Genomic DNA, 20,252 nt, shown 5'->3' on the forward strand with positions numbered 1-20,252 from the left:
GGCATGCATGTCGTCTTCCGCGAAAGCCACGGGCTGGACGAAACCGGCACGCCGACCGATCTGGGGCAGACGCCCGCGGATCTGGTGGTGTTGTCCTTTTCGGACAGCGATCTGGGGGCATTTGCGGCGGGCTGGCAGCGGGGCGGCGGGGCCGAGGGCCGGATGCCGACGCTGCGGCTGGCGAACCTTGCCGCGCTGAAACATCCGCTATCCGTCGATACCTATGCCGAGCGGACGCTGGCGGGCGCCAGGGGCATCCTGATCCGGCTGATCGGCGGGCGGGCCTATTGGGAGTATGGCCTGCAACAGGTGCAGGCGCTGGCCCAGGCGCGGGGCATCGCGCTGGCCGTGCTGCCCGCGGATGGCCGCCCCGATCCGCGGCTCGATGCGGCCTCGACCCTGCCGGTCTCTACCCTGCGGCGGCTGGCGCAGCTTTGCGATACCGGCGGCGCGGTGGCGGCGCAGGCTGCGCTGGCGCAGATGGCGCTGGCCGCGGGGCTTTATGCCGGGCCGGTGATCGGCGCCAAGGCGGTGCCGCAGGTCGGGGCCTGGACGCCCGAGCATGGCGTCACCTGCCCCGCGCGGTTGACGCCCGAACCCGGGCGGCCGCATATCGCCCTGACCTTTTACCGCGCCTATCTGACCGCGGCCGATCTGGACCCGATCGAGGCGCTTTTCCATGCCTTCCGTGCCCGCGGCTGCGATGTGACCGCGCTGTTCGTGCCCTCGCTCAAGACGCCCGGGGCAGCGGGCTGGCTGGCGCGGCAACTGGCGCATCTGGCCCCCGATGCCATCGTCAACGCCACCGCCTTTTCGGGACGTGGCGCTTGCGGTGCCTCGCCGCTGGATGCCGCGGGGGTGCCGGTGTTTCAGGTGGCGCTGGCGACCTCGACCCGATCCGCCTGGGACGGGGCCGAGCGGGGGCTGTCACCTGCCGATCTGGCCATGCATGTCGTCCTGCCCGAGGTGGACGGGCGCATCTTTGCCGGTGTCGCCTCGTTCAAGGAGGCGGGCGCGCGCGATCCGCATCTGCAATTCGCCCGCATCGCCCACCGCGCCGACCCCGAGCGCATCGCCGCCATTGCCGGGCGGGTGCTGGCCTGGCTGCGGCTGTCGCGCAGCCCGGCCGCCGACCGCCGCCCCGCGCTGATCCTGTCGACCTATCCCGGGCGGCCCTGGCAGATGGCGCATGCAGTCGGCCTTGACGCGCTGGCCTCGGCCGAGGCGGCGCTGGATGACATGGCCGAGGCGGGCATCCCCACCGCACCCGGCGCACCGCTGGCCGAGGCGCTGGCCCGTGAAACGCTGGACTGGCCGCTTGACGCCTATCGCGCGGCGCTGGCCCGCCTGCCCGACAGCCTGCGCGACGCGCTGGACCAGGCTTGGGGGCCGACCGAGGCCGATCCGGCGGTGCGGGACGACGCGTTTCGCTTTGCCGCCACGCGGCGCGGTTCGGTGCTGGTCGCGCTGCAACCCGAACGCGGCGATGGCCAGACCCGGGACAGCGACTATCACGACCTCGCCCGCACCCCGCGCCATGGCTATGTCGCCTTCTACCTGTGGCTGCGCGAGGCCGTGCATGCCGATGCGCTGATCCATATGGGCGCGCATGGCACGCTGGAATGGCTGCCCGGCAAGGCCGTGGCGCTGTCGCCCGCCTGCTGGCCCGAGGCGCTGATCGCCACCTTGCCGGTGATCTATCCCTTCATCGTCAACGACCCCGGCGAGGCCGCGCAGGCCCGCCGCCGGATCGGGGCCGTCACCATCGGCCATATCCCCCCGCCGCAACGCAATAGCGGCACGCCCGACCGCCTTGCCCGCCTGGAATCGCTGCTGGACGAGTTTTCCAATGCCGACGGGCTTGATCCCCGGCGCCGCGACCGGTTGCAGGCCGATATCCGCGCCGAGGCGCAGGCGCTTGGCGTCGAGGATGATCTGGGCCTTGATGCCGCCGCCAGCCCGGCCGAGGCGATCACCCGGATCGACCGCTTCGTGTGCGACATCAAGGAAAGCCAGTTCGGCGACGGGCTGCATGTCTTCGGCCGCCTGCCCGCGGGCGGGTGCGGCTTCGATCCCGCCCCTTCGGTCGCCGCCGAACGCGCCGCGCTGCTATCTGCGCTGGCGGGCGGGCGGATCGCGCCGGGGCCTGCGGGCTCGCCCCATCGCGGGCGGCGCGACGTGCTGCCCACGGGGCGCAACCTCTTTGCCACCGATCCCCGCGCCGTGCCCACCCGCGCGGCGCATGCGCAGGGCGTGAAACTGGCCGAGGAACTGGTGCGCCGCCACCTTCAGGACCATGGCGACTGGCCGCGCGGGCTGGTGGTGGACCTGTGGGGCTCGGCCACGATGCGCACCGCGGGCGAGGATTTCGCCATGGCGCTGCATCTTCTGGGCGTGAAACCGCTCTGGGACGAGGGCACCGACCGGGTTTCGGGGATCGAGGTGCTGCCCATCGCGCTGCTCGACCGGCCCCGTCTGGACGTGACGCTGCGCGTCTCGGGGCTGTTCCGCGATGTCTTTCCCACGCTGTCGGCGTTGTTCCAGCAGGCGGTGCGCGCACTTGCGGCCCGGGACGAGGCGCCCGACTGGAACCCCTATGCCGGGCAGGCCCCGGCGCCGCGCGTCTATGGCCCCGCGCCCGCAAGCTACGGGCTGGGCATGGGCGCGGCGCTGGACGAGTATACCGACGACGCCCGCCGTGCCGCGGGCGAGGCTTGGCTTGCCGCAAGCGCCTGGGCGCTGGATGGCGAGGGCGCGCGACCCGACGCGCCGGGGCTGCGCGCGCGCGTGGCCGGGGCGGATGCGTTCGTGCATGCGCAGGATCTGCCCGAAACCGACCTGCTTCTGGCAGCCGATTATGCCGCGCATGAGGCCGGGTTTGCCGCCGCGCAGGCCGTCACGGGCGGCGCGGCTGCGCTTTATCACCTTGACAACACCGACCCCGCCCGCCCGCGCGCCCGCCCCCTGACCGAGGAAATCGCCCGCGTCGTGCGCGCCCGCGCCACCCATCCCGGCTGGCTTGCCGGCATGCGCCGCCACGGCTTTCGCGGCGCGGCCGAGATCGCGGCAACGCTCGATCACCTTGCGGGCTTTGCCCATCTGGCGGGCGTCGTGCCGCCGCATCTGTTCGATCTTTACTATGACGCGACGTTGGCCGATGCGGATCTGTGCACCTTCATGCAGGCCGAGAACCCTGCCGCGCTGGCCGCGCTACGCGCCCGGTTCGAGGCGCTGGCCCAAGCCGGGCTCTGGCAGACCCGCCGCAATTCCATCGCCGCCGCCCTGATGACGGAGACCCAGAATGCCCCATGATTACGAACAGGACGGCGCCGCGATCTACCGGCAGTCCTTTGCCATCATCCGCGCCGAGACCAACCTCGCCCGCTTCGAAGCCGAGGAGGAACCCGTCGCGGTGCGCATGATCCACGCCGCCGGGATGGTGGGGCTCGCGCCGCATATCCGCTTTTCCCCCGGTTTCGTCGCCACCGCCCGCGCCGCGCTGGAGGCGGGCGCGCCGATCCTGTGCGATGCGCGCATGGTGTCCGAGGGCGTGACCCGCGCCCGCCTGCCCGCCGATAACGCGGTGATCTGCACCTTGCAGGCCGACGGCATCGCCGAACGCGCCGCCGCCATGGGCAACACCCGGTCCGCCGCCGCGCTGGAATTGTGGCGCCCGCAGCTTCAGGGCGCGCTGGTCGCCATCGGCAACGCGCCCACCGCGCTGTTCCATCTGCTGAACATGCTCGAAGACCCCGCCTGCCCGCGCCCCGCCGCGATCATCGGTTGCCCGGTGGGGTTCGTCGGCGCCGCGGAATCCAAGGCAGCGCTGTGGGAGGCCCGCCCCGTGCCCTGCTGCATCGTCGAGGGTCGGCTGGGCGGCAGCGCGATCACCGTCGCCGCCATCAACGCCATCGCGAGCCGCGCGGAATGAGCGCGGGCAAGGTCTATGGCCTTGGCCTTGGCCCCGGCGCCGCCGATCTGATGAGCGTGCGCGCCGACCGGATTCTGCGCGCGGCAACCCATGTCGCCTATTTCCGCAAGGCCGGTCACGCCGGGCAGGCCCGCCAGATCGTCGAGGGGCTGATCCCCGCGGGCGCCCGCGAACACCCGATGGACTACCCCGTCACGACCGAGATTCCCTTTGACGACCCGCGCTACAACCAGGCGCTGTCGGCCTTCTATGCCGAGTGTACCGCGCGCCTTGCCGCGCTGGCCGAGGGCGGCGCCGATATCGTGGTGCTGTGCGAGGGCGATCCGTTCTTCTACGGCTCGTTCATGCATCTCTATACCCGCCTTGCGGGCCGCGTGCCGGTCGAGGTGGTGCCGGGCATTACCGGCATGTCGGCGGCCTGGACCGCGACGGGGGCGCCGATCACCTGGGGCGACGACATCCTGACCGTGCTGCCCGGCACGCTGCCGGAACAGGCCTTGACCGATGGCATCCGCGCCGCCGATGCCATCGTGGTGATGAAGATGGGCCGCCACCTGCCCAGGCTGCGCCGCGCGCTGGCGGCGGCGGGGCGGGCGGGGGATGCCTTTCTCGTGGAATATGCCGCGATGCCGGGCCAGCGGGTGACGCGGCTGGCCGATTACCCGGATGATACGGCGCCCTATTTCTCGATCGCGCTGGTCCATGGCCAGGGGCGGCGGCCATGAGCGGCTGGCTTGCCATTGCGGGGCTTGGTCCCGGTTCGGATGCGCTGGTCACGCCCGAGGTGACGGCGGCGCTGGCCGAGGCGACCGATATCGTCGGTTACATCCCCTATGTCGCCCGCGTGGCCCCGCGCCCGGGGCTGACGCTGCATGCGTCCGACAACCGGGTGGAACTCGACCGCGCGGCGCATGCGCTGGCGCTGGCGGCGGCGGGGCGGCGGGTGGTCGTCGTCTCGTCCGGCGATCCGGGGGTCTTTGCCATGGCGTCGGCCGTGTTCGAGGCGGTCGAGGCGGGGCCAGAGGCCTGGCGCGATCTGGACATCCGCGTGCTGCCCGGCATCACGGCGATGCTGGCCGCTGCCGCCCGGGCGGGCGCGCCGCTTGGCCATGATTTCTGCGCGATCAACCTCAGCGACAACCTCAAGCCCTGGGCGCTGGTGGAAAAACGCCTGCGCCTTTCTGTCGAGGCCGATTTCGCCATGGCCTTCTACAACCCCCGCTCGCAGGCCCGGCCCGAGGGGTTTGCCCGGGCGCTGACGCTGTTGCAGTCGCTCTGCGCCGATGCGCGGCCCGTGATCTTTGCCCGCGCCGTCACCACCCCCGAGGAAACGATCCGCGTCGTCCCGCTGCCCGAGGCCCGGCCCGAGATGGCCGACATGCGCACAATGGTCATCGTCGGCTCGTCGCTGACGCGCATCATCCCGCGCGCCGCCGCGCCCATCGTCTATACCCCAAGGTCAGCCCCGGAATGAGCCAGCCAGTCCAGCACCGCACCCGGCGTCGCCACCTCGTCCCGCGCGGGCAGCGCGGGCCGGTCGATCATCAGGACCGGCAGCCCCAGCGCGCGCGCCGCGTCGATCTTGGCCCGCGCGCCGCTGCCGCCCGCGTTCTTGGACACGACCAGTTCGATCCGGTGTTCCTGCATCAACGCGCTGTCGCCCGCCTCTGTGAACGGCCCGCGCGAGACGATCACATGATGATGCGGCAGGGGCGGCGGGCTGGCCGGCGGATCGACCAGTCGCAACAGGTAGAAATGCTGCGGCCGGACGGCAAAGGCGTCCAGATGCATCCGGCCCACCGCCAGCATCACGCGCCGCGCAGGCCCGGCAAGTGCGGCGACCGCGCCCGCGATATCGGGCACGCGCTGCCAGTCGTCGCCGGGGCCGGGCGCCCATGCGGGCCGGGTCAGCGCCACCAGCGGCACGCCTGCGGCGGCGCAGGCAATGACCGCATTCCGGCTCATCTGCGCGGCAAAGGGATGGGTCGCGTCGACGACATGGCTAATCCCTGTCTCGCGCAGATAGGCCGCCAGCCCCTCGGCCCCGCCAAAGCCGCCCACGCGCATCGCGACGGGCTGCGGTTTGGGCCGCTCGACCCGCCCCGCCAGCGAGAGCGTGGCCATGATACCGCGCGCGGCCACCGTCTCGGCCAGCGCGGTCGCCTCGGTCGTGCCGCCAAGGATCAGAAGGTTGGGGCGCATGGCTGAACATCCGTGGCTGAGCATCGTGGGTCTGGGCGAAGATGGCCCGGACGGCCTGCCGCCTGCAAGCCGCGCCGCGCTGGAAGCGGCCGAAATCGTCATGGGCGCGCCGCGGCATCTGGCCTTGCTGCCCGATCTGGCGGCCGAGCGCATCGCCTGGCCCGTGCCCTTTGCCGACGGCTTGCCGATCCTTCAGGCGCTGCGCGGTCGCCCGGTTGCCGTTCTGGCCTCGGGCGATCCGTTCTGGTTCGGCGCGGGCGCGGTGATCGCCCGGCATTTCGCCCCCGGCGAATGGCATGCGCTGCCTGCGCCATCTACCTTTTCGCTGGCCGCTGCCCGGCTTGGCTGGGCGCTGGAAACCACCGCCTGCCTTGGCCTGCACGCCGCCCCCCTTGCCCGGCTGCGCCCGCATCTGGCGCCCGGTGCGCGCGCGCTGGTGCTGGTGCGCGACGGTGCGGCGGTGGGCGATCTGGCCCGATGGCTGAGCGCGCAGGGCTTTGGCGAAAGCACGCTCTGGGTGATGGAGGCTTTGGGCGGCCCGCGTGAACGGCTGCGCCGGGCAAGTGCCGGAACGCTCGATCCGGGCGATATCGCGCATCCGGTCTGCGTCGGGCTGGAGGTCGCCGGGACGGGCGCGACGGTCCCCGCGGCCAGCGGCTGGCCCGACGCCCTGTTCGCGCATGACGGCCAGATCACCAAGCGCCCCGTCCGCGCGCTGGCGCTGTCCGCGCTGGCGCCCCGGCCGGGCGAGCATCTTTGGGATATCGGCGGCGGCTCGGGCTCGGTCTCGATCGAATGGCTGGGCTGTCACCCCGCGATGCAGGCCACCGCCATTGAGGCCGATCCGGCCCGGGTCGCCCGCATCCGCGCCAATGCCGATGCCCTGGGCGCCGACCGGCTGCGCGTGGTCGAAGGCCGCGCGCCCGAGGCGCTGGACGATCTTGCGCCGCCGCAGGCGGTGTTCATCGGCGGCGGCCTGTCCGAGGCGCTGTTGTCCGACCTCTGGGTGCGTCTTGCCCCCGGCACCCGGCTTGTCGCCCATGCCGTGACGCTTGAATCCGAGGCGCTGCTGGCCCGCTGGCATGGCGCAGAGGGCGGCAGCCTCCTGCGCATCGACCTGGCCGAGGCGCAGCCGCTGGGCCGCAAGCGCGGCTGGCGCGCGGCCTATCCGGTCGTGCAATGGAGCGTGACGCGATGAAGGTGGCGGGCTTCGGGTTTCGTGCCGCCGCCGGGGCGCACAGCCTGGCCGATGCGCTGGCCCGCGCAGGCGGGGCACAGGGGCTGAGCGCGCTTGCCGCCCCCGCCGACAAGGCCGCCGCCTCCTGCCTGACCGCGCTGGCCGACCGGCTGGGCCTGCCGATCCGCGCCATCCCCGCCGAGCGTCTTGCCGCCATCGACACACCCACCCAGGCGCCCCGCGTGCACGCCGCCCGCGGCACCGGATCGGTGGCCGAGGCCGCCGCGCTGGCCGCAGCCGGGCCGGGCGCGCGGCTGACCGGACCGCGCCGGATTTCCACCGACCGGATGGCCACCTGCGCCATCGCAACCGGAGACACCCCATGACCGTCCATTTCATCGGCGCCGGCCCCGGCGCGCCCGACCTGCTGACGCTGCGTGGGCGCGACCTGATCGCGGCCTGCCCGGTCTGCCTGTATGCCGGGTCGCTGATCCCCGAGGCGATCCTGGCCCATTGCCCGCCCGGCGCGCGGATCGTGAACACCGCGCCGCTGGATCTGGACGCGATCATCGCCGAATGCCGTGCCGCGCATGAGGCGGGGCTTGATGTCGCGCGGCTGCATTCCGGCGATCTGTCGGTCTGGTCGGCGATGGGCGAACAGATCCGGCGGCTCAAGACGCTTGGCATCCCCGTCAGCGTCACCCCCGGTGTGCCCTCCTTTGCCGCGGCGGCGGCGGCGCTGGGGGCGGAACTGACCCTGCCGGGGCTGGCGCAATCGCTGGTGCTGACCCGCACGCCCGGCCGCGCCTCGTCCATGCCCGAGGGCGAACGCCTGGCCAATTTCGCCGCCACCGGCGCGACGCTGGCCATTCACCTGTCGATCCACAACCTTGCCCGCGTGGTGGCCGACCTGACGCCCGCCTATGGTGCCGATTGTCCGGTGGCCGTGGTCTATCGCGCAAGCTGGCCCGACCAGCGCATCCTGCGCGCCACGCTTGCCACCATCGAGGCCGCAATCCCCGACGGGATCGAGCGCACCGCGCTGATCCTTGTCGGTCCCGCACTGGCGGCCGAGGGCTTTGACGAAAGCTGCCTTTACGCCACCGATTACGACCGCCGGTTCCGCCCGCAACGGGCCGGGGGGCCGGGCCATGGCTGACATCCCCCCCGGGCTGGTGATCGCCGCCCCGGCCTCGGGCACGGGCAAGACGACGGTGACGCTGGGCCTGCTGCGCGCCTTTCGCGATCGGGGGCTGGCTGTGCAGCCCTTCAAGAACGGCCCCGACTATATCGACCCTGCCTTTCACGGGCTGGCGGCGGGGCGAGTATCGTTCAACCTGGACAGCTGGGCGATGGATCCCGGCCTGCTGGACGCGCTGGCGCAGCAGGCTGCGGGCGCCGATCTGGCGATTGCCGAGGGGTCCATGGGCCTGTTCGACGGGACCACGGCGGCGGGTGTCTCGGGGCGCGGCACAAGCGCAGGCATCGCGCGGCGCTTTGGCTGGCCGGTGGTGCTGGTGCTGGATGTCTCGGGACAGGCGCAATCGGCGGCCGCCACCGCGCTGGGATTTGCCCGCCATCCCGATGCGCCGCCCCTGGCCGGTGTGATCCTGAACCGCGTGGCAGGCGCCCGGCACGAGGTGATGATCCGCGAGGAAATGGCCCGGCTCGGGATCGCGGTCTTCGCGGCGCTGCCCCGGCGCAGCGATCTGGAACTGCCCGAACGGCATCTGGGGCTGGTACAGGCCCAGGAACAGGACGGGCTGGAAACGGTGCTGGCCCGGCTGGGCGCCTTTCTGCGCGACCATGCCGATCTGGCGGCCCTGCGCGCGGCGGCGCGCGGCGGGGCCACGGGCGCGCCGGGGCGCTGGCCCGCGCCGCCCGCGCAGCGGATCGCGCTGGCCCGCGATGCGGCGTTTTCCTTTGCCTATCCGCATCTGATCGAGGGCTGGCGGCGCAAGGGCGCCGAGATCCTGCCCTTTTCGCCGCTGGCCGACCAGCCGCCCGACCCGTCGGCCGATCTGGTCTGGCTGCCGGGCGGCTACCCCGAGCTTCACGCCGGGCGGCTGGCCGCCGCGATCCGCTTCCGCGCCGGGCTGCGCAGCCATGCCGAAACCCGCCCGGTTCATGGCGAATGTGGCGGCTACATGGTTCTGGGGCAGGCGCTGATCGACGCCGACGGCACGCGGCACGCGATGGCGGGGCTGCTGGGGCTGGTCACCAGCTATCAGAACCGGCGGCTGCATCTGGGCTATCGCCGGGCGGTGCTGGCTGCGCCGATGCCGGGGCATGGGGCGGGGACCAGCCTGCGCGGGCACGAGTTCCATTACTCGACGATCCTGGACCAGCCCGACGCGCCGCTTGCCCGCGTCACCGATGCCGGGGACAACCCCGTGCCGGAAACCGGCTCTGTCCGGGGGCATGTCACCGGCAGTTTCTTTCACCTGATCGCAGAGGATCTCGCGTGAGCGGTTTTGTCAGTTTCGTAAGCTCCGGCCCGGGCGATCCCGAGCTTCTGACGCTGAAGGCCGTGGACCGGCTGAAGCGCGCCGATGCGGTGCTGTTCGACGATCTGTCCTCGGGGCCGATCCTGGCCCATGCGCGGGCGGGGGCCGATCTGGTGGGCGTGGGCAAGCGGGCGGGCCGCGCCTCGCCGAAACAGGATCATGTCAGCCGGTTGCTGGTCGATTACGCCGCCACCGGCGCGCGGGTGGTGCGGCTGAAATCGGGCGATGCGGGGCTGTTCGGGCGACTGGAGGAGGAGATCGCGGCGCTTCGGGCCGCTTGCATCCGCCATGAGATCATCCCGGGCGTCACCGCGGCCTGCGCGGCGGCGGCGGCGGCGGGCATCCCGCTGACCCGGCGGCTGACCGCGCGGCGGGTGCAGTTTGTCACCGGCCATGACGTGTCGGGGCATCTGCCTGCCGATATCGACCTGGATGCGCTGGCCGACCCGCAGGCCACCACCGTTGTCTACATGGGGCGGCGCACATTTCCCGCACTTGCCGAGGCACTGATCGCACGCGGTCTGCCCGGTGACACGCCCGCCCTGCTGGCCGAGGGGGTAACGACGCCGGACCAGAGATTGACGCGCGCGACGATCGGCGCCTTGGCCGAAAATCCGGTCGGAGGCAGCGCAACCGCCCCCGCGCTGATCCTTTATGGCCCGCTGGCAGGCGAGGCGGCCGATGCGTGAGTTGACCCTGATCGGCATCGGCACCGGCAATCCCGATCACCTGACCCTTCAGGGGATCGCCGCGATCCGCGCCGCCGATCTGATCCTCATCCCGCGCAAGGGCAAGGACAAGGCGGACCTTGCCGACCTGCGGCGCGACATCTGCGCCCGGGTGCTGGACGGGGAAACCGCCCGGATCGCAGAGTTCGACCTGCCGATACGCGATGCCGAGGGCGATTACCTTGGTGGCGTGGAAGCCTGGCACGACGCCATCGCGCAGGCCTGGATCGCCGCGGCCGATCCATCCGCACACCGCGTCGCCCTGCTGGTCTGGGGCGACCCTTCGCTTTACGACAGTTCGCTTCGGATCGCCGCAAGGCTGACGCCGCTGCCGCGCATTGCCGTCGCGCCCGGCATCACGGCGGTGCAGGCGCTATGCGCCGCCCATCGCATACCGCTGAACGAGATCGGGGCGCCCTTCCTTGTCACCACGGGACGGCGACTGCGCGAGACCGGCTGGCCCGATTGCGCCGATACGGTGGTCGTGATGCTGGATGGCGGCTGCGCCTTCCGAACGTTGGACCCCGAGGGCGTCACGATTTGGTGGGGGGCTTATCTGGGCATGGCGGGGGAACTGACGGCGTCGGGTCCGCTGGCCGAGGCCGGACCGCGCATCCTCGATCTGCGCGCCGCGGCGCGGGCGCGCCATGGCTGGATCATGGATGTCTACCTGCTGCGCCGCGCGGGCTGAGCGCGCCTAGGTCGCGGGCACCAGACGCCCCTCGCTCAGGCGCAGGCTGTCGGGCGCCACCTGCGCGCGCAGCGCCGCGTCATGGCTGACCAGCAGGATCGCCTGCGGCAGACCCCGAAGGATGCCCACCAGCCGCGCCGCATTTTCCTCGTCAAGCGCATTGGTCGGTTCGTCCAGCAGCAGCAGCTCGGGCTCCATCGCCAGCACGGTTGCCAGCGTCACCAGCCGCTTTTCCCCGCCCGACAGCGCATAGGTGACCCGGTCGCGCAGATGCGTCAGGTCAAGGCGCGCCAGAACCCTGTCGACGATCGCCATCGCCTCGGCGCGGGTCTTGCCCAGGTTCAGCGGGCCGAAGGCGATATCCTCGGCCACAGTCGGGCAGAAAAGCTGATCGTCGGGGTCCTGGAACACCAGCCCGGCGCGGCGGCGCACCTCGTGGAAATCGGCCTCCCGCCGCCGCGCCTGCCCGAAGGCCAGAATGCGCCCCGCGGACGGGCGCAACAACCCGACCGCGATGCCCAGCAGCGTCGACTTGCCCGACCCGTTGGCCCCGGTGATCGACAGCCGCTGTCCCGCGCGCAGCGTCAGGCTCGCCCCGCGCAGGACCGGCGCCCGGCCGGGATAGGCGAAATGGATGGCGTCGAGTTCAAGCAGCGCCATGCGATACCTCGGCAAGACAGAGGGCCAGAAGGGCCGCGCCTAAAACGGCCGCGAAGGCTGCATCGCGGGGGCCATAGGCATAGGCGTGCAAAAGCGGCAGGCGCCCCGAAAAGCCCCGGCATTTCATCGCGCCCAGCACGCGCTCGGACCGGTCGACGGCACGCACCAGCACCATGCCCACCAGATAGCCGAGGCTGCGCAGGCTGTGCCAGTCGGTCGAGGGGCGGAACCCGCGTGCCTTCATCGCCTGCCGCAGCCGCAGGTATTCCGCGTGCAGAACCTCGACATAGCGGATCGTGAACATCATCAGATGAACCAGCGCCTCGGGCATGCGCAGCCGGTGAAGCGCATGGCCGAGGGTGACCGGCTCCATGCTGCCGACCAGCGCCAGCAGCGCCAGAACGACCGCATTGGCCGTCAGCAGGATGTCGATGGCCAGCATCAGGCCCTGCCTGCTTGCCGTGACCCCCCAGATCGTGACCAGCGGATCGCCCGGTGTCGTGAAGGGCAGAAGCGCGATCAGGAAGACGATGAAACCGTCCATCGCCGCCATGCGGCGCAGCGTCGGCCCCACGGGCAGGCCCGACAGCACCGCCAGCCCGGCCGCGACCGCCAGCGCCGCCAGCAGGACGGGTATCCAGGAACAGCCCACGGTGACGATGGCAAAGGTGACGGCCGCCAGGATGCGCGTGCGGGGATCGAGACGCGACAGCGGCGCCCCGGTCGCTGTCTTGCCGGTCGCGTCCGGGGTCTTCTGTCCCGCTGTCAGGATATGGCCCATCCTAATCAGCCCGCCAGCCTGCGCCGCGCGGCGAGGTAGAAGCCAAGCCCGAAAAGCCCGGCGATGTAACCGATCCCGCCAAGGATGGACTGAAGCTGGTGATGTTCCCTGAGCGCCGCGATCTCGCGGCGCAGGGGCCGCATCTCGTCGCGCATCATCGCGGCGATGGCGGCCTTGTCGGCCTCCGAAAGCCCGGCGGGGGCGGTTCGTGCCGCCGCGGGGTCCGGGACGGCCTCGCCCTGACCGAGGATCGCGGCGACCTCCTCGGCGGACAGTTCGGCCTGTGCGACATGGCCCGCGCCCAGATCGGCGCGCAGGACATGGGCCACGGGCCGGGTGGGCGCATAGGTGAAGAACCCGTCCGCATCGGTCGTTGTCTCGCCCAGCCTGTTGCCCGCGGTGTCGAACAGCTCGATCACCTGATGCGCGGCCATGTCGCCATTGGAAAAGCCCAGCTCGCCCTCGATGGCATCGCCCGCGGGATAGACCGAGAAGACCACCTTATGCGCCAGCGCGGGCAACGGATGGGCAACGAAAAGCAGGATCAGAAGAGCGGCACGCATCATCACGAGGCCCCTTTCAGAGTGAAAAAGAGATCGGGCTTGACCCGCGCCGCCAGATAGACCGCGGCGGCCGACAGCAGCGCCTCGACCACCATGACCGGGATATGGGCGAAGAAGACCAGCCTTGCGGCCAGAAAGAACGCACCGCCCGAAAGCGTCAGCGCCAGCCCGACGAGGGCAGTCGTCAACGCGATGGCCAGCGCCCCGCCGATACCGCCCCAAAGCGCCGCGATGACCGGGTTCCCGGCACGCATGCCGCTGCGGCAAAGGTAATGCACGATCACCGCGGGCAGGGCGATGGCGAGCGTGTTCACGCCGAGCACCGTCAGGCCGCCGAAGCCGAAGAACACTGCCTGCAACAGCAACCCGACAAACAGCGCCGGGAAGGCGGCCCAGCCGAGCACGAGCCCGGCCAGACCGTTCAGGATCAGATGCACCGAGGACGGCCCGATCGGCACATGGATCAGCGAAGCCACGAAAAAGGCGGCCGAAAGAACCCCGGCGGCCGGGATCCGTTCCAGCGGCAGGTATCTCAGCCCCAGCGCGATGCCGCCCGCCGCAAGGGCTGCGCCCCCCAGAACGACCGGGTTGGCCAGCGCCCCGTCCACGATATGCATGGCCCCGCCCCCTAGTCGAGGTCGTGGGCGCGGATCCAGATCACCGCGTCCTGGCTGAGTTCCTTGCCCTCATGTTCGGTGTCCGGCCCGACGCCGAGCGCGGCAAAGCCCCACCAGCCCGCGCGCGGAATGCCGAAGGTGAAATAGCCGTTCCCGTCCGAGATCGCGACCACCGTGCCGCCCGGCATCGGGCGGGCGGTGGGCGGTCCCGCGCGGCCCGTCGCCATGTCGGGCTCGGCTGCCATGAACTCGATCTCGATCTCGGCCCCCGCGACGGGGGTGCCGTCGGACATCACCCGGCCGGTGAAGGTCGAGCCCGCGATCACATTGTAGGGTTTCACCATCGGCACGATCTCGGCCTTCAGCCCCTGCGGCTCGGTCCAGTCGGTGGGCATCTGGCCGCGGTTCAGATAGGTCTTGGTGATCTGCTGGATATAGACGTCCTCGGACCCCTCGTAATAGGGGGCCGGAACCGTCACCAGAACGTAATCGCCCGCGCGTTTGACCGGCAGGATTCCGTCCCAAGCCATTGCTGCGTTGTCCGCGCCGGCAAAGGTGGTCCGGATCAGGCTGCCCTTCAGGTCGATCCTCTCGCCGCGATGGATGGCGTAGAATTCCAGCGGTTCGGCCATGTCCATGACATGGCCATTTTCGAACGGATGCCAGAAGATCAGCTTGACCGGGACGTCGCCCGGCCGGTCGATCAGCGCGTCGCCGGTATGGGACAACTGGAAATGCGCCGACGCGAGGCCGGGCACGAGGGTCAGCGCAAGCGCTGCCGTCACAAGGTTGCCGTGGAAGAACAAGGGTCGTCTCCTTTCATCGGTTGCGGCAGGGCCGCGATCGGAAAGGACGAACGGGGATAAACGGCTCGAACGGGCCGGGACACGGCCGATCCGGGCCAGACGCGCACCCCGGCGTCCGGTGGAAGCCGTGCCGGACAAGCGGCACGGGGGATCGGCAGGTCTCCTGGCTTGCGGGTCATCGCTTGGCTGGCCTTCCCGGGGGTCGCCCCAGTGGCATTCTCAGCCGCGCTCGCCGCTTACAGTTGCGGGGGCAGCCGCGGAATTGCCCGTTGCCGGGCGCACCGCGTTCCCTTTTCAGTTCCGGCCGCTTGCGCGGACGGAACAACCGATCACACCCTCGTCATGTCAGCGCGACACGGGGTTGTCAATCTCTCCGGACAGTCCCCGCCAGGCGGTTTGACGCGGGCGCCATTGCGGCCCATCCTGCGCCGGACAACGGACAGGGGGATGCCGATGACCGGGGCCGCGACACCTACCGACGACAATGCCCGCCACGCCGCCAAGATGGCCAGGCGCAAGGAAGCGAAAGACCGGGCGCTGGATGGAAAGACCGCCGACAAGGGGCTGCTCATCGTCCATACCGGCGCGGGCAAGGGCAAGTCCTCGGCCGGGTTCGGCATGATCCTTCGCTGCATCGCCCATGGGATGCCCTGCGCCGTCGTTCAGTTCGTCAAGGGTGCCTGGGACACCGGCGAGCGGCGGCTTCTGACCGAGCGTTTCGCCGATCTGTGCCAGTTCCACGCCATGGGCGAAGGCTTCACCTGGGACACCCAGGACCGCGCCCGCGACATCGCCGCGGCCGAACGCGGCTGGCATAAGGCGCAGGCACTGATCCGCGACCCCGAGATTCGGATGGTCCTGCTGGACGAGATCAACATCGCGCTGCGCTACGGCTATCTGGATTCGGGCGAGGTGATCGCCTTCCTGCGCGACGAGAAGCCGCCGCTGACCCATGTGGTCCTGACGGGCCGCAACGCCCCCGAGGCGCTGATCGAGGCCGCCGACCTTGTGACCGAGATGACGCTGGTCAGGCACCCTTTCCGGGCGGGCATCAAGGCACAGCCGGGGGTGGAGTTCTGAACTCGGTCTCAGCCCGGGGATATGGCGATGGTAACTGCGTCTTGGGGCGCGCGGCAGGGTTTGGCTACGTTCGTCGGCGGGTCGCAAGGGCGGTCCGCGCATCCATCGGTCTGCCCAAAGGCCCGTTGCGCAGACCGGGAAGGGATGCCATTCAAGGCCCGCGCCGTCGATCCGGGAATGCCATGCCTTTTTTGCCTGCCGCCGTTACGTCCCGCCAGCGCGTCCGTTGCGCCTGCGTTCCCGGACATTTCGGCGAGTTTCTGCAAGGAAGGCTGGGCTCCGAAGGGCCTGTGGCGCTTGTCACGTTGCCCTGCGACGCGCTGGCAGCGAGGGCGTGCTGGGATCCGGGGCAAGGGTTCAGATTGTGGCAGGGCGGGCGGTCTGTGCTTGCGCGCGATCAGGTCAGGGCGCTCTTTGCCGCGGTGAGGGGCGGTACTCCCCGAGGGCGGCTGCGCCTTTACGCCGGGATGCCGCCCGGTGGCGGGGCAGGGGCCTCGACCGCTTCGCTGCTTGCTGTGCTGCGTTGCCTCGCGGCGGGCAGGCTGTCCCCCGAGACCGAGGCCGCCTTGTGCCTTGCAATCGAAGGGGCGAGCGACCCGTTGATGTATCCAGTGCCGGATCGGCTGCTCTGGGCACCAAGAGTTGGCTGCGTTCTGGGCCGTCTGCCTGCGCTGCCGCGCCTCGACGTGGTGGGGGGGTTCAAGGGGCCGGGGCGGCGCACCGATCCGACCGATCGGGGTTTCGCCGACATTGCCGACCTCCTGGCCGAATGGCGGCAGGCGACCGGACCAGGGGCCTTTGCGGCCCTTGCCACGGAAAGCGCGCGCCGCAACCACGCGCTGCGCGGTGGACCGGATCCCGAACCGCTGTTGCGGGCCGGTCGCCGTCTGGGCGCGCTCGGCATCGTCGCTGCGCATACCGGAAGCGCACTGGGGTTGCTGTTCGCACCCGGAACGATGCCCGATGATGCGGCGGCGGTGCTGCGCGGATTGGGGCTTCGCCATGTGCTGCGCTTCCGTGCCGGAGGGCGGGGATGAGCGCGGCCGCGATTCTGCTGGCACTGGTGCTGGAGGGCGCGACGGGCTGGCCGAGTCGGCTGCATGCGCGGATCGGTCACCCGGTGGCCTGGCTCGGCGCGCTGATCGCCCTGCTTGACCGGCGCTGGAACCGGCCGGGGGATCCGGCGGCGCGGCGACTGTGGCTGGGCGTGGCAGCCGTGGCGGTAACGCTGACCGCCGCGGTTGTTCCCGCGCTTGCGGTTGCGGCGCTATTGCCCGGCGGCTGGTTGGGTGTGGCGCTGACCGGGCTTCTGGCCGCGCCGCTGGTCGCCGGGCGCAGCCTGTACGACCATGTGGCTGCCGTCGCCCGGCCGCTGACGGTGGGCGATCTGGCGGGCGCGCGCGGCGCGGTCGCGATGATCGTCGGGCGCGATCCGGCGCAGTTGGACGAGGCAGGGGTGGCGCGCGCCGCGCTGGAGAGCCTTGCCGAGAACGCCTCCGACGGGGTGGTGGCGCCGGTATTCTGGGGGGTGGTGCTGGGGCTGCCCGGGATCGCAGGCTACAAGGCGATCAACACGCTGGACAGCATGATCGGCCACCGCAACGCCCGTTACCTGCATTTCGGCCGGGTGGCGGCGCGGCTCGACGATCTGGCGAATCTGGTTCCGGCGCGGCTGACCGGACTGATCCTCTGCGCGGTTTCGGGTCAGCGGGACGCGGCGATCCGGACGATGCTGCGCGATGCGCGTGCGCACCGTTCGCCCAATGCGGGCTGGCCCGAGGCGGCAATGGCTGGCGCGCTCGGCGTGCGGCTTTCGGGACCGCGCGCCTATGGCGACAAGATCAGTGACGAACCCTGGCTGAACGCGGGTGCCGCCGATCCGGACGCGCGGGCACTGGACCGTGGGCTGACGCTTTACCTGCGGGCGATGGCGGCGCTGGCCATGGTGCTTGCGACCCTAGCCCTGATTGCATGAGCGAGACATGACAACGGAACGTGACCATGGCGGCGATCTCGCGGCGGCGACCCGCGCGTTCGGCGGAGCGCCTGCGGACTGGATCGACCTGTCTACTGGCATCAACCGCGTGCCTTGGCCGGTGCCGCCGGTTTCCCCGCATGCCTGGACTGCGCTGCCCGGCCGCGAAGCCCGTGACCGGCTGATCGCCGCCGCACGCTGTGCCTATGGCACGGACTGGCCGATCCTTCCGCTGGGAGGTGCGCAGGCGGCAATCCAGCTCTTGCCCGCGCTGGCGCCCGATGGAGCGGTGCGGATCGTAACGCCGACCTACAATGAATATGCCGGGGTTCTTGCGCTGTCGGGGCGGGTCGTCGAGGGTGTGCCGGAGGCCGCGGCGCTGGCGGGGGCCGGGATGGCGATTCTGGTCAATCCGAACAATCCCGACGGGCGGCGCGTTTCCGCCAGTGATTTGCGCGGGATCGCGTCCTGCGTCGGGCTTCTTGTGGTGGATGAAAGCTTTGCCGACCCGCATCCCGAACTTTCGCTTCTGACCGGCGCCTGTCCCGAGAACGTGATCGTCCTGCGTTCGTTCGGCAAGTTCTACGGGCTCGCCGGCTTGCGTCTGGGCTTTGCACTGGGCGCGCGGGCGCATCTCGACCGCATCGCGGCGATGGCCGGGCCTTGGTCCGTGTCGGGTCCGGCGCTGGAAATCGGTGCGGCGGCGCTGTGCGATGCCGACTGGCGCGCCGTCAGCACCGCCCGTCTTGGCAATGATGCCGTCCGGGCCGACAAGTTGGCCCGGGACGCTGGCTGGAACTGTCTCGGCGGCACGGCACTTTTCCGGCTGTACGAGACGCCGGATTCGACGGCTGCCCGCGCGCAGCTCGGCCGAGCGCGGATCTGGTCGCGTGTCTTCCCCTGGTCGCCGCGCGCGCTTCGCCTGGGTCTACCGGGCAGTTCCTGGGAATGGGCGCGGCTTGGCGAGGCCTTGGCGCGGGAGGCATGACCTGCGGCGCAGCCATGCCGGACCTTTGCGCCGGACGACCGGATGCAAGCAGGCTACCCATTGTCGGTCACAAGCAAGAAACGGGGGCGCCCGCGGGCGCCCCCTGGCTGGTTCCGTTACCTGGTCGGGAGGATCAGCAGCTGTAATACATCTTGAACTCGACCGGGTGGGGGGTGTGCTCGAAGGCGTAGACCTCTTCCCATTTGAGTTCCATGTAGCCGGCGATCTGGTCCTTGGTGAACACGTCGCCCGCGAGCAGGAAGTCGTGATCCTTGGCAAGGCTGTCCAGCGCCTCGCGCAGCGATGCGCAGACGGTGGGGATGCCTTCCAGTTCCTCGGGCGGCAGGTCGTAGAGGTTCTTGTCCATCGCCTCGCCCGGGTCGATCTTGTTCTTGATCCCGTCAAGACCTGCCATCAGCAGCGCCGAGAAGCACAGATAGGGGTTCGCGGACGGGTCGGGGAAACGGGCCTCGACGCGCTTGGCCTTGGGCGACTCGGTCCACGGGATACGGATGCAGCCCGACCGGTTGCGGGCCGAGTAGGCGCGCAGCACGGGGGCCTCGAAGCCGGGGATCAGGCGCTTGTAGGAGTTGGTCGAGGGGTTGGTGAAGGCGTTCAGCGTCTTGGCATGCTTCAGCAACCCGCCGATATACCACAGCGCCTCTTGCGACAGGTCGGCATATTTATCGCCCGCGAAGAGCGGCTTGCCGTCCTTCCAGATCGACATGTTGCAGTGCATCCCCGAGCCGTTGTCGCCTGCGATCGGCTTCGGCATGAAGGTCGCCGTCTTGCCATAGGCCAGCGCCACATTGTGGATGACATACTTGTATTTCTGCAGGTTGTCGGCCTGTTTCTTGAGGCTGTCGAAGATCATGCCCAGCTCGTGCTGGCAGGTCGCGACCTCGTGGTGGTGCTTGTCGACCTTCATGCCGATCCGCTTCATCGTGGACAGCATTTCCGAGCGGATGTCCTGGCCCTCGTCCGAGGGGTTCACCGGGAAATAGCCGCCCTTGTAGGTCGGGCGGTGGGCGAGGTTGCCGCTTTCATACTCGGTGTCGGTGTTCCAGGCCGCGTGTTCGACATCCAGCGAATAGGCCACCTTGTTGGGGCTGACCGCATAGCGCACGTCGTCGAAGATGAAGAACTCGGCTTCGGGGCCGAAATAGGCAACATCGCCAATGCCGGAGGATTTCAGGTAGGCCTCGGCCTTCTCGGCGGTGCCGCGGGGGTCGCGGTCATAGGGTTCGCCGGTGTCGGGCTCGACCACCGAGCAATGCACGCAGAGCGTCTTTTCGGCATAGAACGGGTCGAGATAGGCGCTTTCGGTGTCGGGCATGAGTTTCATGTCCGAAGCCTCGATCGACTTCCAGCCGGCAATCGAGGAGCCATCGAACATGAAGCCCTCGTCGAGGAAGTCCTCGTCCACCTGGTCGGCCATGACGGTGACATGCTGAAGCTTGCCGCGCGGGTCGGTGAAGCGGATGTCGACATATTCGACATCTTCGTCCTTGATGGTCTTGAGAACCTGTTCCTTGCTCATTGGACC

The 20,252-nt window shown here is 70.4% G+C and carries 21 protein-coding genes and 1 riboswitch; of the genes, 14 read left to right on the forward strand and 7 right to left on the reverse strand.

Annotated elements, in window-relative coordinates; all coding sequences use genetic code 11:
• Window positions 1-3 precede the first annotated feature (3 nt).
• The 4 genes from cobN to cobJ are packed head-to-tail and all read left to right on the forward strand — an operon-like array spanning window position 4 to window position 5,405.
• Complete coding sequence (gene cobN / locus EV216_RS04025) at window positions 4-3,312, forward strand: cobaltochelatase subunit CobN (RefSeq protein ID WP_132693778.1); 3,309 nt, start codon at window positions 4-6, stop codon at window positions 3,310-3,312.
• The gene (locus EV216_RS04030; RefSeq protein WP_132693779.1) at window positions 3,302-3,931 is read left to right on the forward strand and encodes a precorrin-8X methylmutase; all 630 of its coding nucleotides are present in this window, start codon (window positions 3,302-3,304) and stop codon (window positions 3,929-3,931) included. The genes cobN and EV216_RS04030 overlap by 11 nt, the downstream gene beginning before the upstream one ends.
• Complete coding sequence (gene cobI / locus EV216_RS04035) at window positions 3,928-4,656, forward strand: precorrin-2 C(20)-methyltransferase (RefSeq protein WP_132693780.1); 729 nt, start codon at window positions 3,928-3,930, stop codon at window positions 4,654-4,656. The genes EV216_RS04030 and cobI overlap by 4 nt, the downstream gene beginning before the upstream one ends.
• The gene (cobJ, locus tag EV216_RS04040) at window positions 4,653-5,405 is read left to right on the forward strand and encodes a precorrin-3B C(17)-methyltransferase (RefSeq protein WP_132693781.1); all 753 of its coding nucleotides are present in this window, start codon (window positions 4,653-4,655) and stop codon (window positions 5,403-5,405) included. The genes cobI and cobJ overlap by 4 nt, the downstream gene beginning before the upstream one ends.
• Here cobJ and EV216_RS04045 read toward each other — a convergent pair.
• Window positions 5,378-6,133: a cobalt-precorrin-6A reductase gene (locus tag EV216_RS04045; RefSeq protein ID WP_132693782.1), complete on the reverse strand. Its 756-nt coding sequence runs from the start codon at window positions 6,131-6,133 to the stop codon at window positions 5,378-5,380. The genes cobJ and EV216_RS04045 overlap by 28 nt on opposite strands.
• Here EV216_RS04045 and cbiE point away from each other — a divergent pair.
• The 6 genes from cbiE to cobF are packed head-to-tail and all read left to right on the forward strand — an operon-like array spanning window position 6,132 to window position 11,236.
• On the forward strand, window positions 6,132-7,331 hold the full coding sequence (gene cbiE, locus EV216_RS04050) for a precorrin-6y C5,15-methyltransferase (decarboxylating) subunit CbiE (RefSeq protein WP_132693783.1): 1,200 nt from the start codon (window positions 6,132-6,134) through the stop codon (window positions 7,329-7,331). The two genes, EV216_RS04045 and cbiE, sit on opposite strands and share 2 nt — an antisense overlap.
• Window positions 7,328-7,696 carry a cobalamin biosynthesis protein gene (locus tag EV216_RS04055; RefSeq protein ID WP_132693833.1) on the forward strand — a complete coding sequence of 123 codons (369 nt, stop codon included), beginning with the start codon at window positions 7,328-7,330 and terminating at the stop codon, window positions 7,694-7,696. The genes cbiE and EV216_RS04055 overlap by 4 nt, the downstream gene beginning before the upstream one ends.
• Window positions 7,693-8,469, forward strand: a complete 777-nt coding sequence (gene cobM / locus EV216_RS04060) for a precorrin-4 C(11)-methyltransferase (RefSeq protein ID WP_132693784.1) — start codon at window positions 7,693-7,695, stop codon at window positions 8,467-8,469. The genes EV216_RS04055 and cobM overlap by 4 nt, the downstream gene beginning before the upstream one ends.
• Entirely contained in the window at window positions 8,462-9,778 is a 1,317-nt protein-coding gene (locus tag EV216_RS04065) for a cobyrinic acid a,c-diamide synthase CobB (protein WP_132693785.1), read from the forward strand. Before cobM ends, EV216_RS04065 begins: the two co-directional genes overlap by 8 nt.
• Window positions 9,775-10,506 (forward strand): uroporphyrinogen-III C-methyltransferase, encoded by a 732-nt coding sequence (cobA, locus tag EV216_RS04070; protein ID WP_132693786.1) that lies wholly within the window; start codon window positions 9,775-9,777, stop codon window positions 10,504-10,506. The genes EV216_RS04065 and cobA overlap by 4 nt, the downstream gene beginning before the upstream one ends.
• Window positions 10,499-11,236 (forward strand): precorrin-6A synthase (deacetylating), encoded by a 738-nt coding sequence (gene cobF / locus EV216_RS04075; RefSeq protein WP_132693787.1) that lies wholly within the window; start codon window positions 10,499-10,501, stop codon window positions 11,234-11,236. The genes cobA and cobF overlap by 8 nt, the downstream gene beginning before the upstream one ends.
• Window positions 11,237-11,242: 6 nt before the next feature.
• Here cobF and EV216_RS04080 read toward each other — a convergent pair whose 3' ends face one another.
• From EV216_RS04080 to EV216_RS04100, 5 genes are read right to left on the reverse strand one after another with little or no spacing between them, the layout of a single operon-like run.
• Window positions 11,243-11,896: an energy-coupling factor ABC transporter ATP-binding protein gene (locus tag EV216_RS04080; protein ID WP_132693788.1), complete on the reverse strand. Its 654-nt coding sequence runs from the start codon at window positions 11,894-11,896 to the stop codon at window positions 11,243-11,245.
• Window positions 11,883-12,677 carry a cobalt ECF transporter T component CbiQ gene (gene cbiQ, locus EV216_RS04085; protein WP_132693789.1) on the reverse strand — a complete coding sequence of 265 codons (795 nt, stop codon included), beginning with the start codon at window positions 12,675-12,677 and terminating at the stop codon, window positions 11,883-11,885. The genes EV216_RS04080 and cbiQ overlap by 14 nt, the downstream gene beginning before the upstream one ends.
• Window positions 12,678-12,682: 5 nt before the next feature.
• Window positions 12,683-13,240, reverse strand: a complete 558-nt coding sequence (locus EV216_RS04090; RefSeq protein WP_132693790.1) for a cobalt ABC transporter permease — start codon at window positions 13,238-13,240, stop codon at window positions 12,683-12,685.
• Between the two features lie 2 nt (window positions 13,241-13,242).
• Window positions 13,243-13,857 (reverse strand): cobalt transporter CbiM, encoded by a 615-nt coding sequence (cbiM, locus tag EV216_RS04095; protein WP_132693791.1) that lies wholly within the window; start codon window positions 13,855-13,857, stop codon window positions 13,243-13,245.
• Window positions 13,858-13,868: 11 nt separating this feature from the next.
• On the reverse strand, window positions 13,869-14,663 hold the full coding sequence (locus EV216_RS04100; protein ID WP_243641959.1) for a DUF4198 domain-containing protein: 795 nt from the start codon (window positions 14,661-14,663) through the stop codon (window positions 13,869-13,871).
• A 136-nt stretch (window positions 14,664-14,799) separates the two neighbouring features.
• A riboswitch (cobalamin riboswitch) is annotated at window positions 14,800-15,008 on the reverse strand.
• A 108-nt stretch (window positions 15,009-15,116) separates the two neighbouring features.
• Here EV216_RS04100 and cobO point away from each other — a divergent pair.
• From cobO to EV216_RS04120, 4 genes are all read left to right on the forward strand, one after another.
• On the forward strand, window positions 15,117-15,743 hold the full coding sequence (cobO, locus tag EV216_RS04105) for a cob(I)yrinic acid a,c-diamide adenosyltransferase (protein ID WP_132693792.1): 627 nt from the start codon (window positions 15,117-15,119) through the stop codon (window positions 15,741-15,743).
• Between the two features lie 383 nt (window positions 15,744-16,126).
• A complete protein-coding gene (locus EV216_RS04110) occupies window positions 16,127-16,780 on the forward strand; it encodes a propanediol utilization protein (RefSeq protein ID WP_243641960.1) in 654 nt (217 codons plus the stop codon).
• Complete coding sequence (gene cbiB, locus EV216_RS04115; protein ID WP_132693794.1) at window positions 16,777-17,718, forward strand: adenosylcobinamide-phosphate synthase CbiB; 942 nt, start codon at window positions 16,777-16,779, stop codon at window positions 17,716-17,718. The genes EV216_RS04110 and cbiB overlap by 4 nt, the downstream gene beginning before the upstream one ends.
• A 7-nt stretch (window positions 17,719-17,725) precedes the next feature.
• Window positions 17,726-18,706: an aminotransferase class I/II-fold pyridoxal phosphate-dependent enzyme gene (locus tag EV216_RS04120; protein ID WP_132693795.1), complete on the forward strand. Its 981-nt coding sequence runs from the start codon at window positions 17,726-17,728 to the stop codon at window positions 18,704-18,706.
• 133 nt (window positions 18,707-18,839) lie between these two features.
• Here the strand turns inward: EV216_RS04120 and glnA are convergent, their stop codons facing one another.
• The gene (glnA, locus tag EV216_RS04125; protein ID WP_132693796.1) at window positions 18,840-20,246 is read right to left on the reverse strand and encodes a type I glutamate--ammonia ligase; all 1,407 of its coding nucleotides are present in this window, start codon (window positions 20,244-20,246) and stop codon (window positions 18,840-18,842) included.
• Window positions 20,247-20,252 lie beyond the last annotated feature (6 nt).

This window comes from Rhodovulum steppense (assembly GCF_004339675.1).
Lineage (GTDB): Bacteria > Pseudomonadota > Alphaproteobacteria > Rhodobacterales > Rhodobacteraceae > Rhodovulum > Rhodovulum steppense.

Bases quoted from the DNA above. Each gene is read 5' to 3' on its own strand.
- cobO (WP_132693792.1), top strand. From the start codon at position 15,117: ATGACCGGGGCCGCGACACCTACCGACGACAATGCCCGCCACGCCGCC.
- EV216_RS04065 (WP_132693785.1), top strand. From the start codon at position 8,462: ATGGCTGACATCCCCCCCGGGCTGGTGATCGCCGCCCCGGCCTCGGGC.
- EV216_RS04045 (WP_132693782.1), bottom strand. From the start codon at position 6,133: ATGCGCCCCAACCTTCTGATCCTTGGCGGCACGACCGAGGCGACCGCG.
- cobF (WP_132693787.1), top strand. From the start codon at position 10,499: ATGCGTGAGTTGACCCTGATCGGCATCGGCACCGGCAATCCCGATCAC.
- EV216_RS04055 (WP_132693833.1), top strand. From the start codon at position 7,328: ATGAAGGTGGCGGGCTTCGGGTTTCGTGCCGCCGCCGGGGCGCACAGC.
- EV216_RS04120 (WP_132693795.1), top strand. From the start codon at position 17,726: ATGACAACGGAACGTGACCATGGCGGCGATCTCGCGGCGGCGACCCGC.
- cbiB (WP_132693794.1), top strand. From the start codon at position 16,777: ATGAGCGCGGCCGCGATTCTGCTGGCACTGGTGCTGGAGGGCGCGACG.
- cbiQ (WP_132693789.1), bottom strand. From the start codon at position 12,677: ATGGGCCATATCCTGACAGCGGGACAGAAGACCCCGGACGCGACCGGC.
- cobM (WP_132693784.1), top strand. From the start codon at position 7,693: ATGACCGTCCATTTCATCGGCGCCGGCCCCGGCGCGCCCGACCTGCTG.
- cbiE (WP_132693783.1), top strand. From the start codon at position 6,132: ATGGCTGAACATCCGTGGCTGAGCATCGTGGGTCTGGGCGAAGATGGC.
- EV216_RS04080 (WP_132693788.1), bottom strand. From the start codon at position 11,896: ATGGCGCTGCTTGAACTCGACGCCATCCATTTCGCCTATCCCGGCCGG.
- EV216_RS04090 (WP_132693790.1), bottom strand. From the start codon at position 13,240: ATGCGTGCCGCTCTTCTGATCCTGCTTTTCGTTGCCCATCCGTTGCCC.
- EV216_RS04030 (WP_132693779.1), top strand. From the start codon at position 3,302: ATGCCCCATGATTACGAACAGGACGGCGCCGCGATCTACCGGCAGTCC.
- cobJ (WP_132693781.1), top strand. From the start codon at position 4,653: ATGAGCGGCTGGCTTGCCATTGCGGGGCTTGGTCCCGGTTCGGATGCG.
- cobI (WP_132693780.1), top strand. From the start codon at position 3,928: ATGAGCGCGGGCAAGGTCTATGGCCTTGGCCTTGGCCCCGGCGCCGCC.
- glnA (WP_132693796.1), bottom strand. From the start codon at position 20,246: ATGAGCAAGGAACAGGTTCTCAAGACCATCAAGGACGAAGATGTCGAA.
- cobN (WP_132693778.1), top strand. From the start codon at position 4: ATGCATGTCGTCTTCCGCGAAAGCCACGGGCTGGACGAAACCGGCACG.
- cbiM (WP_132693791.1), bottom strand. From the start codon at position 13,857: ATGCATATCGTGGACGGGGCGCTGGCCAACCCGGTCGTTCTGGGGGGC.